We start from the raw sequence: 17,122 nt of genomic DNA on the forward strand, positions 1-17,122 counted from the left end.
GCGCGGTTCGTTAGGCAAAAATTCCGATGTCCCGAGATTAAGGCTGGGGACTTTGGGTGACGGTGACGGTGCTGGAACCAGTGGGCGCTGAGGATCCAAACCATTTCGTGTACAAACGCGCAAGCTCACCATCCTGCTTGAGCCTCGCAATTGCAGTATCCACATCTCGCAACAGCGGACTTCCCTTGCGAAGCATCAGCCCAAACTGTTCGTTTGTGGGGATGGTGGCAACGATCGCGTACTGAGGTTTGTCCTTGATGTAGTACGCGTCGATAGGGCAGTCATGTACGAGACCGCCGATGCGACCCGTAGCGATGTCCAGCATCGGACTCACGTTGTCGTCGTATCGGCTGATCCCACCGAACTTGTATTTGGCATCGTTTTGCGTCGCCCACATTTCACCAGTGGTACCCGTGACGACGGCGACCTGCTTTCCGGCAAGACCTTCGACGCCCTTGATGCCGCTCGCTTTGCCGACAGTCAGACATTGGTTCGCATCAAAAAATGGCTGGGTAAACGAAACCGATTCAAGGCGCTTTGGCGTGATCGTGATCGAGCCGATCGCGATATCTGCTCGCCCCGACTGCACCGCAGCGAACAGGCTATTGAACGGCATCTCCGTAAATTCAATCGACTTGTTGAGGCGCTTTCCGATGGTGTTGAGCAGATCGATCTCGAAGCCAACCAACTTGCCTGAGGCGTCTTGAAACTCAAACGGCACATTGGCTGTGTTGGCGGCCACATTAATGTCGGCTGCGACAGCGACGCTGCTGACAAGTAAAATGGCTACGGTGGTCGCAAGCTTGCGGATCATGGTGTGTCTCCTAACATTAGTAGGTTGTTCGGCCTTCCGTTCAGGACGCCAAAATGTATTTAATTGATGTACTTCGTTACAGAACGTCCTAATCCTCACGATTAAGATACCGCTTTACTTCAAGCTCCCTGTCGACCAGGAAATTTGTTAAGCCGACCACGATTCCTCGGAGGTGCATGGCTAGTGTCCCGAGTTAGAAATTCGATTCAGTATTTCGCTTCACCAATTGGCGACGTACTGGTTGAATAGACCGAAAGAAGGCATAGGGTTTGCGCGGCCTCGATCAGGCGGAAATACACGCCACGCACCATCTGCGTGTCGAAAGAAGCAGAGTGCAAACGTACCACCCTCCCGCCGCGCCGCTTCGACCCGCACGTATCGTCCGTAAGCGCAGCGTGCGTGGCTGAACCGTGTTACCCGCAACGTTGTGGTCAAATTTGCGGCAAACCATTTCTCAACCATCAAACGTAAAGACATCTCAGTAGTGTTCATCTGACTTTCCTTCGACTACGTTCCCCGGTTCTGCCATGCCCATTTGCAAGCGACGGCCTGGCCCAAAAGCGTTTGCCCTGCTTCGAAATCATCCGAATGCGCCTTGGTGAACCGCGACGGCGCGAGGGCTTTGCACCCAACGTTTTACTGCGAACTTCTAACTCGGGACACTAGCTGAAGGGCGCCCCAGTCACCGCAACATGTTCTGCTGAGCGTGGCGTGTGTAGTCGACTTACGAATGCGGCGATGTCGTCGCGTGGTTGTGGCTGACCGAGCGTCTGAACGTAGAAGGTTTCGCCGTTCTGGAGGCTCTGGATAGCCTCGACGCGAATCTCCTCGGACGTAGGAACATCCGGCTCGCCGAACCAGAAAGGCACGGCGCCTTCACGTCCCATCCCGGCATTGGCGGCCTCGCGAATCTTGGAGGCACGTAGGCTGTGGACGGTTGAGCGTGCAATTGCAGGGAAGGAGCCTGCGCTATCTGCATTGGACATGCTGGAATCTCCGAGAACGTATTGATGACGCGACCGTCCGACAACGGCGGCTTTACCGCGGTCAGAAGGCTCGGACGCCTCAGGCGTTCCTAAAGCCGACCGCTGCCTTGACGTTCTATACACGCAAGTTACCCGGTTGCGGTCGATCATTAAGCGAGCGCGGGGCTGAACCATGAGTGAAATGATACGGCTGCAATAAAGCGAAAGTTTGCTAACATTGAGGCTCGAAATCCACTTTTTTGGAACGTACATTTCAATTCTTCGCGCACGCGAACGACATCTATTGAAGCGCGGCTGCCGCTGGGTCGCACGCTCATCCACGGTCTCACCTACGTCTTATGTACACGAACATGACGCAAAAACAGTTTTCAGCTCATCCTCCCAAGCTGGATGTCATTGACATCAAGATCCTTCGAGAGCTCCAGAACGAGGCGCGTCTTTCAAGTGCGGAACTGGCTGAACGTGTCTCGCTAACCGCATCGCCATGTTGGCGTCGCGTCAAGCAACTGGAAGACGCGGGTGTGATTAGTGGCTACCACGCAAAAGTGAATGCAGAATCTCTGGGCTATGCTGTTAAAGCCTCCGTCTTCGTGAAGCTTGATCGCCTTGCCAGGCCAGCGCCCGACGCTTTCGAGAAGGCGGTTCGCTCACTGGCAGAAGTGCTGTCCTGCTATCGCATGTCCGGACAGTACGACTATCAATTGTTGGTAGTCGCGAAGGATCTCAACGCTTATGGAAGGTATTCGATGGATTACATCAACAGCCTGCCTCACGTCGGCGAAATCTATACGTCCTTCATCCTTCATGAGATCAAAGCCGAGGTCGCGCCGCCCGCGTGAGGACAGCGCCATGGCGCTCGCAAGCTAAGCTTTTTTCGGGCGCCGGGGCGGATTCGCTCGACCGACCAGACGAGCTTCGTACGAGATACCCCCAATGCACGGCGGGTGTCCCAAAAACAATAGACGCCAGCCGAAGACACGGTGTCGTATCCCGCCCTCGTGTGTGAAGCATTGCAATCCAGTAGGAGGTTGCTGCGCGATTCACCGCTTGTCGCTCTAGGCAGAAACCCTAACAAAAACGAGGAGAGAAACGTTCGTTCTGCCTGTGCGGCGATTTCGATCGTTTCGTTTCAACAACCCGCCGTCCAGCCTCAGAAATTAGCATCAGGCCACAGAATTAACTGGTTATATTGGAGCATGGTCTTGCGAGCAGCATAAGGCAAGCTCAAGGCCAGCAAGCGAAGGCGGGTTCGACGAAGCGTTTGAAGCGGTCTGTGGGGGTTGGCTTGAGGCAGCCGACATCCCTGTTGTCGCGGCGGCAACCCGTGGAATCAAAGCCAAAGTGAACTGATCATCCGTGCACCGTAGTTTGCGCGCGAGAAGCGCGAGTCGGGTCCCGTTCAGGACAGTCCGCTTGTTGGGCGCTCGCTGGTCGCAGATGTCTCATAAGAAAAACGACCGAAGTTAGAAGGTCGGATTTGATGGCAGCAGTTTTTAAATAATATCGCAGTCCTATATTTAACTTGGAGATCTAGGAAAAATGGCTATGATGTGATGAACGCTCCTTTGCCGTGGGCATCACGACTTGCCCACTAATGGGATGGTCCACCCCGCCCCACCGGATAGGTTAGGCTGGCCGTGTTCATACCGAACTGGAGACGCTCATGGACGACGTAACGCTCGTTGGTATCGATCTGGGCAAACACAGCTTTCACCTTCATGGACAGGACGCTAAAGGCAACGCTGTGTTCCGTAAAAAGATGAGCCGGAAACAACTGATCGAATTCTTCGCGACATTCCATGCCTGTACCGTCGTTATGGAGGCCTGCGCCGGTTCGCATCATATGGCCCGCAAGCTGGCCGAATTCGGGCACACGGTGCGCCTGATCTCGCCGCAGTTCGTCAGGCCATTCGTGAAGTCAAACAAAAATGATTTCGTCGACGCCGAGGCGATTTGCGAAGCATCATCACGCCCAGCGATGAGATTCGTAACCCCGAAGACGGAATCGCAACAGACTCTTTCGGTGCTGCATCGTGTGCGTGAATCGATGGTGCGCGAGCGCACCAAAGCCGTCAACCAGATGCATGGCTTTCTCCTTGAGTTTGGTATCAGTCTGCCAGTGGGCACGGCCACCGTCGCACGTCTGCCGGCCGTGCTCGCCATGCAGGAACTGCCGCCCCGACTAATTGCGATTCTCGAACGCCTCCACGGGCACTTCAAGTACCTTGAGGAACAGAGATTTACCAGGAGCTCGCACGTCAGTTCGCGGAGGACGAGGTTGGACAGCGCCTGATGAGCATCCCGGGAGTCGGCCCAGTCACTGCAAGCGCGTTGGCCGCGAAAATGGGCGACGCAAAGCAGTACGGCTGCAGTCGCGATTTTGCGGCATCGGTTGGGCTCGTTCCCCGGCAATACAGCACGGGCGGCAAGAACAATCTTCTCGGGATCAGCCGACGCGGCGACAAAAATGTCAGGCGCCTGCTCGTCCTGTGCGCCCGAGCCTACATGCGAGGCCTGGAGAAACGGACCGGTCGCCTGGCAGACTGCGTTCGCGCAATGCTCGCGCAGCGGCATTCAAACGTGGTGGCGTGTGCGCTGGCCAACAGGCTGGCCCGGACCGCCTGGGCCATTGTTGCGCGCCAAACCACATTTGACGCAGGCTTCTCAAGCCATCCACTCTGAACGCGTACAGCTTTACCATTGCTTACAAAGCATCCAACTGGTTTTGCGACAACTGAAAATTGATGACGTGAACGGCCTACCGGCCTGACGAAGAACCTGAATGCCCAAGAGGCTTTTCGAAGCCGATCCACTGTTAAGGATCGTCAGGCGCGAATCTCATCATGGCGCGGGGAACAATCCCCACAACGACGCCGAATAGATTTAAGCAAGCCAAACTCGACATTGAAAATCAGGGTTGCAAAAATGGGGTGGACCATAGATTGGCATAAAACTCTCGCGGGGTAGCGGGAGTCGTCGATCACATCAGAGCTGGCTACCGCGCGTGGGCCGTCAAAGATACACGACAGAGTGCGAATCGCAAGAGACGGAAGTCCACGTCACCGTCGGTGCACTTACACGATCGCGCCGTTGTCGAAAGGGCGTATCCGAATCTGTTTGTCGCCAGCCTTTAAACGCGATGGTGATACTATGACTTATCGCCATTGAGGCTCGTGGACCGTTCCGCGTTCGCAGGTCATCACGATGGGATCGCGCGGTAGGACGTAGGCCGAACAAGCCGTGGACGGAATTGAAGGGGCCGATAGCTGCAGCTGTCCGACCCTTCGTTTCTTGACATTGAATGCTGTTGACGGCTTAGTTACTCGTATCCACGCCTCGGAGTCGCCGTTCCAAGTGTTGATCCGCCTGAAGACTTGACTTCGCATCGGCTGGCGACTTTGCTGCGTTCTGCGGCGATCGAGCCTCAGTCGCCGGCGTTTATCCGGTGTCCAGTCGCCGCGCACGATGGCGCGTGAGGGACCGTCGCACGTCAAATGGAATGGACGCTCGCTTGCAGGCTGCCCCGACACGTCTGTATACGTTAGCAACGGTCCCCGAGCCGATAATAATTCCGGCCAAAAACACGCCGGGTCAACGGGGGGCACGATCAGCCTTGCCGAAGCTGGATTCATTTCACTCGCAGTGAAACTCGCGCTGGTGCCCACAGGCTTCATGAAAATTCGGGGACCGTTCATGCATCAGAAGTTAAATTTGTCGATGTTGCTGGCATCGAAGGTTGTCGGCGGTCCAAGAATGACTTCGCCGTTCTTGCCGACGGTGCGTTTTCCCAACTTGCCAGCGTCGAACGAATCGCCTTCCTTGCCGGTGATTTTGCCCGATGCGAGATTCGCCGCAGCATACGCAGCGAGATAGCCCAGTTGACCCGGGTCCCACAATTGAAACGCCTTTACTGTGCCATTCTTGACAAAAGAGCGCATCTGGTTCGGCGTACCGAGACCGGTCACCGTGACCTTGCCTTTTGCCGGCGACGTGGAGATGTACCGCGCGGCGGCAGCAATCCCGACTGACGTCGGCGCAACGATTGCCTTGAGGTTCGGATACGCCTGCAACAGGCCTTGTGTCTCAACGAAAGATTTCTGATCGTCGTCGTTGCCGTAGGCGATCTTCACGAGTTTGAGCTTTGCATATTCGGGCTTTTTCAACTCCTCCTGCATCCATTTTATCCACGTGTTTTGGTTCGTCGCATTCGGCGTGGCGGAAAGAATCGCGAACTCGCCCTCACCGCCGGTCAACTTGGAAAGCAACTGTACCTGGCCACGTCCGATCGACTCGGCGTCCGCCTGATTTACGAAGACCTGACGCCCATCCGGTGCGGTGTCTGAATCAAACGCGACGACCTTAATGCCTTGCGCCATTGCCTTTTTAAGATATGGCACTACGGCGTTTGCATCGTTCGCGGCTATCACGATGGCGTCCTGACGCTGCGTGATCAGTGTATTGATATATGACACTTGCGATGACGCACCGGCATCGGATGGCCCGACTACCTTGCCTTGTCCGTTCATCTCTTTGATGGCGGCCATGCCGCCGTCGTCCGCGATAACTTCGTAGGGGTTGTTGATCTGCTTCGGTACAAATGCGATCTTCAGCCCGCTCTTCACGTCAGCTGCGGCGACCTGAAACGCTGCACCCAGTGCAATACTTGCGACCAACAGCGCTGATGCGAGGACCGGTGGACGAACCGATCGAATTGTTCTGAACATTTTTCCGTCTCCTGATTGAGGCGCACGGCTTTCCGGATCGAAATGATCCGCACGCCAGTTATAAAACTGTGTCACAGCGCTTGAGCCATGAGCCGTTTCTCCCGGACCGCCCGCCAGCGGGCGACGAGATTCGGGATAAGCACCGACGAGAGCAGCAGGCCGCCGGTGACGATGGTGAGCGTTTCACTCGAGACGTCGGCGAGAGTCAGCGCATTGCGCAGCACTCCAATGATAAGCAAGGACAGCAACACGCCTATCATCGATCCCCGCCCGCCAAAGATGCTGACACCGCCGAATAGCACCGCTGCTATCACCGAGAGTTCGAACCCTTCGCCGTTATCACCGCGAGCACTCGTGAAACGCAGTGTGAATACAATGCCTGCGAGCGCGGCCATAGCACCCGAGAACATAAAGAGCTTCAGCTTGGTTTTCAGCACCTCGATCCCAGAGAACTGCGCCGCCACAGGATTTGAACCAATCGCGTAAAGACTGCGGCCGAAAGGCGTTGCCTGCAGCAACACGGTGAATACAATTGCACCGACGATGACCAGAATGAACGGCATTGGCAGAAACGTACCCGGGATGGTATCGATACCGAACGCCGTGTACGAAGCGGGGAAATCCGCGACGGCCTGATCCCCGAGCAGGACATATGCGAGTCCACGAAACAGGGCAAGCGTGCCTATGGTGACGGCGAGCGACGGCAGGTTGAAGCGCACGATGACAAGTCCATTCAAGAGACCCGCGAGTGTGCCTGCAACCAGGACGATCGCGATGACAAGTGGCATCGGCAGACCCAGGTGCCATAGCACCCCCATCAGCGCGCTTGAAGCGCCGAGGACTGATGCAACTGACAAATCGATCTCGGCGGCAATGATGATCAGAGTCATCGGCAGGCCGATAAGCGCGATTTCGGTGAAGTCGGCCAGCATATTCGAAAGGTTTGCGCCGGAGAGAAACACCGGGGAGAGAATGCGGCCGCCGACTACAGAAAGGAGGAGCACTATCGCGAGCATCGCTTCCCATTTCATATGACGCCGCTTTGTCGTGGAGAGTGCAGAATCGGGCTTAGCCATGATCGCGTTTCCTCATCATGCGTTTGGCGACGGAACGTGCCAAAACAGTATCGAGCGTGATTGCGACAACAATCAGCGCACCTTGGATCGCCTGCTGCCAGAAGGGCGACACGCGCAGAACCACGAGAGCGATGTTGATTACGCCAAGCACAAGCGCACCGAGCGTCGCGCCCATTATCGTGCCAACTCCACCAGTAATTGCGACGCTTCCGACGACAGCTGCAGCCACGACCTGGAGTTCGATCCCCTTTGCTGTACTCGCATCGACGGTGCCGAAACGGGCGAGCCACAACACCCCCGCAAATCCCGCGATAGCGCCTGATAACAAAAATCCAATCATCACCCGTCGTTCGACTCGAATGCCTGCGAGACGAGCGGCCTCGGGATTTGAGCCGATTGCGTAATGCTCTCGGCCGCCACGGTACTGTTTCAGATAGATCGCTAGTACGACAAGGACGACGAGTGCGATCAGCACGAGATTTGGCACACCGAATAAGGATCCAGTCGCTATCTGCGCGAAGGCATCAGGCAGACTCGTTGCGTTTATCTGGCCGCCATGAACCCATGCGTAATCGGCGCCGCGCACAATGTATAGCGTTGAAAGGGTTGCCACCAGAGACGGCACCCGACCGTAAGTAACGAGCGTGCCATTGATTGCTCCGGCTGCAAGACCGATCCCTATGCCCGCAAGCATTGCCACCATCACGGGCATCTGCGGAAACATCAGGAAAAGACTGCCGACCGCATAGGCACTGACCCCGACAACCGACGCTACCGACAAATCGATGTGCCGCATCAACATCAGAACTGTCATGCCAGCCGTGAGCAGGCTGATGATCGAGACGTTGAGCAACACGTCTCGGAGGTTCTGAAGATTGAAAAACTCGGGTTTCGCGGCGGTCGTTGCACCAATCAGCGCGAGCAAGACGACGAAGAGCGTCGCTTCACGGCTCTTCGCGAGCCCGGTAACGACATTACGCCGCCAGACGCCTGGCCGGCCCATCGCCGGCATTGTGGGAGTGTGTCGTGTCATGCTGCCCGCCCCAAGATGTGTGGCGATGCGCCTAGTGCAGCGGTCATCACCCGTTCCTCATTCGCATCCTCGCGCGCGATGTCTGCGCTGATGCGGCCTTCGTGCATAACGAGCACACGGTCGGCCATGCCGAGTACCTCGGGCAGCTCGCTCGAGATCATCAGCACTGCCATTCCCTCTCGTACCAGTTCGGCAAGCGTTCGATATACCTCTGCTTTCGCGCCGACATCAATCCCGCGTGTGGGCTCATCGATGATCAATACCTTTGGATCGGTTGCGAGCCACTTGCCGAGCACGACTTTCTGCTGGTTGCCGCCAGACAAGGTGCCGACCGGCGCTTCCAGATCACTTGCTTTCAGGCGAAGACGCTTCCCCCAGTCGGCGGCGAGCGCGGATTCGCTGCGAGCCGAGATCAGGCCATGCTTCACAAGCCTTCCGAGTACCGTTAAGGATGTATTGCGGGCGATGCTCAGTTCGAGCGCGAGGCCTTGCGCCCGACGATCTTCGGGCACCAGAGCCAGGCCTGCCCGAACGGCGGCAGTTGGTTTGCCCAGCGAAAGCTGCCGGCCCGCGATCTTCACTTCGCCAGCGTCGACCGGATCAATGCCGAAGATCGCACGCGCTACTTCGCTGCGTCCCGCGCCAACGAGTCCCGCCAGAGCGACGATTTCTCCTGCGTGAACATCGAACGAAATATCTTTGAACACGCCGTGACGGGTGAGTCCGCGTACGGCCAGCCGAACTTCGCCCGGCGTGACATCAGCCTTCGGATAGAACGTGTCGAGATCGCGGCCAACCATTTTGCTTACTATTGCATCGATGGTCATGTCGGCGGTGAGGGCGTCGAACACCTTGACGCCGTCACGCATGATCGTCATGCGCTGCGTGAGCGCGAAGACTTCCTCCAGCCTGTGCGTGATAAAGAGAATCGCTACGTCGCGCTCCCGCAGAGCGCGCACAATTACAAAGAGGCGTTCGACTTCGGTCAGCGACAGGGCGGCCGTTGGCTCGTCCATGATGAGCACGTTGGCATCAAGAGACAACGCCTTCGCGATCTCTATCACCTGCTGGTCCGCGATCGATAACCCGCGCACTAGCCGATCTGCACGCAGATTCACACCTAGGGACGAGAGCAGGGCATCTACCTCGCGATTCATCTCGTCGTAACGGATCCGTCGTAGCTTGTCGCGCGGCTGTCGACCCATAAAGATGTTCTCGGCGATCGAGAGATCGGCGAACAGCGTTGGCTCCTGATAGATCACGGCAAGTCCTGCGTCCCGCGCCTCAGCCGGATTCGAAAACTGGCGAGGGACGCCGTCCACCAGCAATTCTCCGGTATCCGGTGCGTGGACTCCTGCGAGTATCTTTACGAGCGTCGATTTGCCCGCACCGTTCTCGCCCAGCAGGGCATGCACTTCGCCAGGCCACAGCTCCAGGCTGGCGTCCCCGAGCGCCTGAACGCGCCCGAATGACTTGCTCGCATGCCGCAACTCCAACCGCGGTTGTCGTGTGTTCGTCATACATGTCTCCTTCAAAACAGCTTGTTTTCAGATTTGGTAAAGGCGTCGCACATTGCGCCATCTAGCGCGTTCTTGCTTCACGGCGACGTTCTCGCATGCCGTGCGCGCGCATGTCATCGCGCCATGTCGCGGTAGCGCGACGCCGATGACCCATCGACGAACATACGATGACGCGTCACGCGTGATCCGCAATCGACTTGCATCTTCTCCAGATTGAAACATTGACAATCAAGTCACCACGCCCACTTGCCACGGCACAAATTCATTCTGTCCATATCCGTGCAATTCGCTCTTCGATGCAGCGCCGGACGCGCAATCCAGCATCCTGCGGAAAATCGCTTCGCCGAGTTGATCGATGGTCGCGGTGCCATCAATGACTCCGCCGCAGTTGAAGTCCATGTCGTCTTCCTGGCGCTCCCACAGTGACGTGTTGGTCGCGAGCTTCAGTGACGGCGACGGTGCGCAGCCGTATGCCGAGCCGCGCCCTGTCGTAAAGCAGATGAGGTTTGCACCCGACGCGACCTGGCCCGTTGCCGACGTCGGGTCGTAGCCTGGCGAATCCATGAACACGAAGCCCTTTGCGCGGATCGGTTGCGCGTATTCGTACACTTCGACGAGATTTGTCGTGCCGCCCTTGGCCACTGCACCGAGCGATTTCTCGAGGATCGTCGTCAGTCCGCCAACTTTATTGCCCGCCGACGGATTGTTGTCGAGCGCTGCGCCGTTGCGCTCACAGTAGTTCTGCCACCACGCGATGCGCGCAAGCAGCTTTTCGGCGACTTCGCGGTTCACCGCGCGGCGCGTCAACAGATGTTCGGCGCCGTAGACTTCCGGTGTCTCCGACAGGATCGCCGCACCGCCATGCTGCACGACCCGGTCGACGGCCGCGCCCAATGCCGGATTCGCCGAAATGCCCGAGTAGCCATCCGAGCCGCCGCATTGCAGCCCGACCGTCAGATACGACGCAGGCACCTCTTCCCGCACGGCGCGGTTCGCGTCGACGAGCATCTCGCGCACCATCGCCACACCGCGCTCGATGGTCTTGCGCGTGCCCCCGCTGTCCTGGATCGTAAAGCTGCGCAAATGGGCGGTGTTGTCGGCGAGACCAGCGGATTCGAGCACGCCGTCGATCTGATTCGCCTCGCAACCCAGCCCGATGAACAGCACTGACGCGAAGTTCGGGTGCGCCGCGTAACCCGCAAGCGTGCGGCGCAGGATCTTCATCCCGTCGCCGCGCGTATCGACTCCACAGCCGAGTCCGTGAGTCAGCGCGACCACGCCGTCGACGTTCGGAAAGCGTGCGAGTTCTTCTGGATGCACGTCGCGCCGGAAGCGATCCGCGATTGCCCGCGCGACCGTCGCCGAGCAGTTCACGCTCGTCAGCACGCCGATGAAGTTACGCGTCGCGACGCGGCCGTCGGCGCGGCGGATCCCCATGAAATGCGCCGGATCGCGGGCCGGCACGGTTGGCCGCACGTCGACGCCGAATTCGTGCTCGCGTGCAAACTCGGCCATGCCCAGGTTGTGCGTGTGCACGTGCTGACCGCGTGCAATCGCCTGGCACGCAACACCGATAATCTGGTTGTAGCGCTTGACGGGTTCGCCCTTCGCAATCGCGCGCGTCGCGACCTTGTGACCGGGCGGAATCAGCCCGGTCACGAGCAAGCCTTCCGACGCGATGCGCGCTCCGGACATCAGTTGTCGCGTCGCAATCACGACATCGTCGTTGAGATGCAGCCGTATCACGGAATGATCGTTGGCAATGGTGGACATGCTGTTCATACCGGTGAGGGGGTGCTGCGCTCGGAAATGGAAGTGGAGCGGTCGTCATTCGAAAGATGCCTGTTTCTGCCGACGTTCATGAGATAGCCGAACGCGCCGAAAAAGCGGAGGCCACTCGCGACGCACAGTGGAGTCGTGAACAAGTCGTTAATCATTGCGTCCATCAGTGCGCGCACGCGCTCCGATAACCTGCTTGCATGCCACAGTCCGGACGGCGATTGTCGTGTGTTTGTCATACGTGTCTCCTTCAGTGCCGCTTGTATTCAGATCCGGTAGACGTTTTCCGCATTGCGCTGGAACGGCGTGTTTCGTTCGATGTCGCGTGCGTCGTCAACAATCGACGCGTACGCATGCCACAACGTCGACGACCTGACCAAACCATTGAATGAAAAATTCGATGCGAACAACCTGCTTGCCGGCGCCTCGTGCCTGAAAAAGAATTCAGGGAAGGTGAAAGACGGGCGCGAGTGGCGTGGTGACGGGTGAATTGTCCGGGTTCGTCACCATCAACTCAGCCATGTAGATCCACCATTTACGCATGACCGGAAGCGAGGGCAATGCATCGGTCGAATGTGTTGCGTCTCGCTTGAACGTCGCAAACAGATGTCCATTTGATTCGTCGAGAAAGATCCAGTAATCGCCGATGCCGGCTTCGCGCAGCGCGCCGGCGAGTTCGGGCCATATCTCACGATGGCGCCGCTCGTATTCGTCGCGCATCCCTGACTTCAAGGTCATCCGAAACGCAATTGTCTCCATCGGGGCCTGCCTTTTTGGTAGTCGAAACCGCCTCTTTGAGGCTCTGTGTGTTGAGACTATAATTCGCGGACCGATAGCACCACAATCCGATTGCGGGATTGGTCAATCGCAAAACCGTATCGCTTGAACGGGACTGCAATGAATCAGAACCAAGCTCATCTTGCACTCGTGAATCGGCTTAAATTCAAGCACCTGGCCCTCCTGGTGGCGCTCGACGAGGCTCGAAATCTGCATCAGGCCGCTGATGCGATTAACGTCGCGCAGCCGAGCGCAAGCCGCATGCTCTCGGACATCGAGGAAGCGTTCGGTTTCCTGCTCTTCGAGCGCAACGCGCGCGGTATGCTGCCGACCGCTCTGGGTGCGGTCACGCTCGCTTATGCACGTCGTTCGCTCGCGGACCTCACCCGATTTGCCGCCGATCTCGAAAGCAAGCGGCGCGGCGGTCACGGCCAGTTGACCGTGGGTGCGATAATGGGCGCCGCGCCCGACGTCCTTGCGATGGCGGTCTCTGAACTCAAGGCGGAGCGCCCCCTTCTCAACGTACGCATCCTCGGCGAAACGAGTGATCAGGTCGTGCAACTGCTGCACCGGCGCGATGTCGATCTCGCGCTTGGACGCCTCACCACACCTTTGCAACATAACGACTTCGACTTCGAACCACTCGCGCGCGAAGCGATGCGGCTTGTCGTGCGCGCTTCACATCCGCTTGCCGAAGAAGTGGTAATGACTCTCGACGCGCTGACCGCCTGGCCCTGGATTCTTCAGCCAATTACGAGCCCTGCGCGGGCGCTCTTCGAAAGCGAGCTCGCAGGTGCCGGACTTTCGACGCCGTCGAACGTGGTCGAATGCGCGTCGATCTTTGCCACTCTGCAACTGCTGCAAAACAGCGACGCCGTCGCGATGCTGCCTGAATCCGTGGTGCGCGATTACCTGCGCGCGGAACTGCTGATTGAACTGCCCGTCGAGATCGGCAAGAGTCTCGCGGGTTTCGGCCTTCTACGACGCAAAAACGAAACGCTCAGCGAACCCGCCGAATACTTCATCGCTCTTTTGCGTAAATACTCGGCGAATTCGTTCATTGCAAATTGACGAAAAGTCCACCATCCACGAGGATGGACGCGCCTGTGACGTAGCGTGCGCGGTCGGAGGCGAGGAATATCACGCATTGCGCGACGTCGTCAGGCTCGCCGAGACGACCAAGTGGGATGCGCTTTTCCATATAGGCGCGCTTCGCCTTATCGGACAGATCGTCAGCGTTCAGATCTGTCGCGATCGTGCCGGGCATCACCGAATTACAGCGGATGCCGTAGGGTCCAAGCGCGATCGCGCACGACTGCATGAGCGAATGGACTCCCGCCTTGGTGGGCGTATAGTGCGTCTGCATGCCGCCCCCGACGAGCGCACTGATTGAGCTCGTTGCGACGATTGCGCCGCCCGTACCTTGCTGTTTCATCTGGTTCGCGACTGCCTGCGTTACGAAGAACGCTCCGTTCAGGTTCACTGCGACGGTCGTCTCGTAAAGCGATGCGGGCATGTCGAGAAACGCGTGGAACGGGCAGATGCCAGCGTTGCTTGCGAGCACATCGACATGGCCGAAAGCGTCGACAGTGCGCTTTACCAGCTGCACACCGGTGTCGTGATGGGCTACGTTGCCTTCGACTGCGATCACGCGACGCCCTAGTGCCTCGATCTCGCCGACGACTTCCTCCACCGCCGAGATCCGCCCATACGACTTGTCGTTGTCGCCCCAATAATTCAGTGCGATATCGGCGCCTTCTCTTGCGCATGCAATCGCGATCGCGCGTCCTATACCGCGCGAGCCGCCGGTCACGATTACTACCTTGTTTTCGAGCAACACGATGTCGTCCTCAATGCGAATAGGGGCGCGCCAATGCGCAGTCGGGATTGAGCCGCACGCCGAACCCCGGCGTCTCCGGAACCTTCATCCGTCCGTTCACCGGCACCGGTTCATCGAGCAGCAGCGGCGTGAACATTGGCACGACCTCATCGGCTTTGGGCGCCATCATCAGGAACTCAGCAAACGGCGAGTTGTGTCGCGTGACTACGAAGTGGTAGCTGTACACCGACGAACCGTGTGGCACGACCAGAACGTTATGCGCATCGGCGAGAGCCGAAATCTTGATGAGCTCGGTAATGCCGCCGCACCAGCCGACGTCCGGCTGGATCAGATCTGCGCACCCCATCTCCAATAGCATGCGGAAGCCCCAGCGCGTCGCCTCATGTTCGCCAGTCGACACCATCATGCCGCGCGGCACAGAGCGGCGCAGGTCCGCGTAACCCCAATAATCGTCTGGAGGAAGTGCCTCTTCTATCCACTTGAGGCCGTATTCGTGCGCGGCATTCGCGAGGCGCTTCGCGTACGTTAGATCGAGGCTCATCCAGCAATCGAACATTAGCCAGAAATCGTCGCCGACTTTCGAGCGCATGTCGGCGAGTTTCGCGATGTTTTTCGCCAGTCCTTCTTCGCCTTCTGCCGGCCCGTGCTGCAACGGCATCTTCCCGCCGATAAAGCCCATCCCCTTCGCGAGGTCGGGACGCGCGCCGGTCGCGTAAAACTGGAGCTCGTCACGTACCGGACCGCCGAGCAGTTGATACACGGGCTCCTTGCGCACCTTCCCGAGCAAGTCCCAAAGCGCGAGATCGACGCCCGAAATCGTGTTCAAGACGATGCCCTTGCGGCCGTAATAGAGGGTCGCGAAATACATCTGATCCCACATCTTCTCGATGTCCGTGACAAGCTGACCTTCGAGGAACCGTGCCAAATGTTTTTCAACAATAAACGCCCCGATTTCGCCGCCGGTGGTTACCGCAAATCCAACGGTGCCGTCGCTCGCTTCGATCTCGACGACCAGTGTGCCGAGCACATTGATGCCGAACGTTTGTCGGCTCTGTCGATACTCGGGGTAACGCGACATTGGCGTTGAGATATGGTCGTCAATCCAGTGACCGTCAGGCTGGTCGTGATAATCGGCGCCGCCTCCACGAACGATGAAGGCGCGCACGTGCCGAATGGTGGGCATAGCCATGTTGTTGCTCCGTTGATAAAGACGCCGTTATGGCGCGCGGTTAACCGCTTGGTTTAAAGGGCTGGTGACACGGACTGGCGGGCGACGAACGAAGAACGCGATAAAGAGCGCCGCTAGAAGGCTGACGCATCCGAGCACTGCAAGCCCTGCTGCGCTTGACGCGAACCACCGCTCTGCGGCCGTGCGCAAGCTCGGCGCCAGGAAACCTCCGATACTGCCAAGTGAATTGATGAGGGCAATTCCTCCCGCGGCCGCCGCACCCGCGAGATATTGCGTCGGAAAGGTCCAGAATAGTGGCTGGGCCGCGATGAAGCCGCTTGCCGCACAGCACAATGCGAGCATCGCTAGCAGGGGACTGTGGACCGCGCCCGAGAGTCCAATACCGAATCCGGCCAATATCAGAAGCAGCACGGCCCAGGTTCGGTGAGCGCCGGTGCGATCAGCGCGCCGGGGCACAACCCAGGTGACCGCAACGGCACATACCCAGGGCAGGGCAGTGACGAGGCCAACCTTGATACCCACCTTGGTGCCCAGCAGAGCTGCGACCTGCTGCGGGAGGAAGAAAATGACCCCGTAAACACTCATCTGGATCAGGAGGTAGATGAACCCCAGCAGAAGCACACGCCGGTCCGTCAATGCTGCGAGGACGCTGTGCGGGCTATGCGCTCCCGCGTCACGCGCGTCACGTGCCACGGCCGCGGCAAGGGCGTCACGCTCCGACGGGCTGAGCCAGCGCGCGTCCGTGGGCTTATTGTCAAGGTACCAGTACGACCACACGCCCACAGCTGAAGCCAAGCCCCCTTCGACCAGAAACAGCCATTGCCAGCCAGCGAGCCCCATGACTCCATGGAGATCAAGTAATAGCCCCGAGAGCGGGCTGCCAAAGATGAACGCGAGTGGCGCACCGAAATAGAAGAGGCCGACGGCGCGTGCCCGCGCGGACTGTGGGAACCAAGTCGTAAGGTAATAAATGATGCCGGGGAAAAAGCCGGCTTCCGCTACGCCGAGCAGGAAGCGCAACACATAGAACATGGTCGGGGTGTGCGCAAGCGACATTGCTGCGGAAACCAGGCCCCACGTGACCATGATCCGGCACATCCACGCCCGCGCCCCGAACCGATGCAACAATAGATTGCTTGGCACTTCCAGGAACGCATAACCAACGAAGAAGACGCCGGCGCCGAATGCGAACGCGGCGTCGGATAGGCCCGTGTCCTGCTGGAGCGCTCTCTGCGCGAAGCCAATATTTGCCCGGTCGAGAAAAGAAAGAACGTACATCAGCAGCAGGAAGGGCAGGATGTGCCGCATTGCTTTGCTAACGACTTTCTCCTCGACGGACGTCCGCAAGGTGATGTCCACTTTCGTCTCCTGGTGTTGACCGGCT

Annotated in this window: 13 protein-coding genes and 1 pseudogene; 3 read left to right on the forward strand and 11 right to left on the reverse strand. The window is 58.3% G+C overall.

The window, feature by feature from the left end; all coding sequences use genetic code 11:
* Positions 1 to 37: 37 nt before the first annotated feature.
* Complete coding sequence (locus L0U84_RS42730) at positions 38 to 814, reverse strand: ABC transporter substrate-binding protein (protein WP_233860148.1); 777 nt, start codon at positions 812 to 814, stop codon at positions 38 to 40.
* 662 nt (positions 815 to 1,476) lie between these two features.
* Entirely contained in the window at positions 1,477 to 1,800 is a 324-nt protein-coding gene (locus L0U84_RS42735; RefSeq protein WP_233860149.1) for a hypothetical protein, read from the reverse strand.
* A 350-nt stretch (positions 1,801 to 2,150) separates the two neighbouring features.
* Between L0U84_RS42735 and L0U84_RS42740 the strand changes: the two genes are divergently transcribed.
* The gene (locus tag L0U84_RS42740) at positions 2,151 to 2,639 is read left to right on the forward strand and encodes an Lrp/AsnC family transcriptional regulator (RefSeq protein WP_233860150.1); all 489 of its coding nucleotides are present in this window, start codon (positions 2,151 to 2,153) and stop codon (positions 2,637 to 2,639) included.
* Positions 2,640 to 3,463: 824 nt separating this feature from the next.
* Positions 3,464 to 4,482 (forward strand): annotated as a pseudogene (locus tag L0U84_RS42745) (IS110 family transposase).
* 1,016 nt (positions 4,483 to 5,498) lie between these two features.
* On the opposite strand, the gene rhaS reads toward L0U84_RS42745, so the two are convergent.
* The 6 genes from rhaS to L0U84_RS42775 form a co-directional block, all read right to left on the reverse strand.
* Complete coding sequence (rhaS, locus tag L0U84_RS42750; RefSeq protein ID WP_233860151.1) at positions 5,499 to 6,524, reverse strand: rhamnose ABC transporter substrate-binding protein; 1,026 nt, start codon at positions 6,522 to 6,524, stop codon at positions 5,499 to 5,501.
* 71 nt (positions 6,525 to 6,595) lie between these two features.
* Positions 6,596 to 7,600 carry an ABC transporter permease gene (locus tag L0U84_RS42755; protein ID WP_233860152.1) on the reverse strand — a complete coding sequence of 335 codons (1,005 nt, stop codon included), beginning with the start codon at positions 7,598 to 7,600 and terminating at the stop codon, positions 6,596 to 6,598.
* Positions 7,593 to 8,633: an ABC transporter permease gene (locus tag L0U84_RS42760; protein ID WP_442794137.1), complete on the reverse strand. Its 1,041-nt coding sequence runs from the start codon at positions 8,631 to 8,633 to the stop codon at positions 7,593 to 7,595. Before L0U84_RS42760 ends, L0U84_RS42755 begins: the two co-directional genes overlap by 8 nt.
* On the reverse strand, positions 8,630 to 10,153 hold the full coding sequence (locus L0U84_RS42765; protein ID WP_233860155.1) for a sugar ABC transporter ATP-binding protein: 1,524 nt from the start codon (positions 10,151 to 10,153) through the stop codon (positions 8,630 to 8,632). The genes L0U84_RS42760 and L0U84_RS42765 overlap by 4 nt, the downstream gene beginning before the upstream one ends.
* Before the next feature lie 228 nt (positions 10,154 to 10,381).
* Entirely contained in the window at positions 10,382 to 11,926 is a 1,545-nt protein-coding gene (locus L0U84_RS42770; RefSeq protein ID WP_442794138.1) for a UxaA family hydrolase, read from the reverse strand.
* Between the two features lie 450 nt (positions 11,927 to 12,376).
* Positions 12,377 to 12,691, reverse strand: a complete 315-nt coding sequence (locus L0U84_RS42775; protein WP_233860159.1) for an L-rhamnose mutarotase — start codon at positions 12,689 to 12,691, stop codon at positions 12,377 to 12,379.
* Between the two features lie 138 nt (positions 12,692 to 12,829).
* Here L0U84_RS42775 and L0U84_RS42780 point away from each other — a divergent pair, with 138 nt between their 5' ends.
* On the forward strand, positions 12,830 to 13,780 hold the full coding sequence (locus L0U84_RS42780; protein ID WP_233860161.1) for a LysR family transcriptional regulator: 951 nt from the start codon (positions 12,830 to 12,832) through the stop codon (positions 13,778 to 13,780).
* On the opposite strand, the gene L0U84_RS42785 is transcribed toward L0U84_RS42780, so the two are convergent.
* From L0U84_RS42785 to L0U84_RS42795, 3 genes are read right to left on the reverse strand one after another with little or no spacing between them, the layout of a single operon-like run.
* Entirely contained in the window at positions 13,767 to 14,549 is a 783-nt protein-coding gene (locus tag L0U84_RS42785) for an SDR family NAD(P)-dependent oxidoreductase (RefSeq protein WP_233860163.1), read from the reverse strand. The genes L0U84_RS42780 and L0U84_RS42785 overlap by 14 nt on opposite strands.
* Before the next feature lie 10 nt (positions 14,550 to 14,559).
* On the reverse strand, positions 14,560 to 15,738 hold the full coding sequence (gene rhmD, locus L0U84_RS42790; RefSeq protein WP_233860165.1) for an L-rhamnonate dehydratase: 1,179 nt from the start codon (positions 15,736 to 15,738) through the stop codon (positions 14,560 to 14,562).
* A 27-nt stretch (positions 15,739 to 15,765) separates the two neighbouring features.
* Positions 15,766 to 17,046, reverse strand: a complete 1,281-nt coding sequence (locus L0U84_RS42795; protein WP_233860388.1) for an MFS transporter — start codon at positions 17,044 to 17,046, stop codon at positions 15,766 to 15,768.
* Positions 17,047 to 17,122 lie beyond the last annotated feature (76 nt).

The sequence above is a fragment of the Paraburkholderia sp. HD33-4 genome, from assembly GCF_021390635.1.
In the GTDB taxonomy this organism is placed as follows: domain Bacteria; phylum Pseudomonadota; class Gammaproteobacteria; order Burkholderiales; family Burkholderiaceae; genus Paraburkholderia.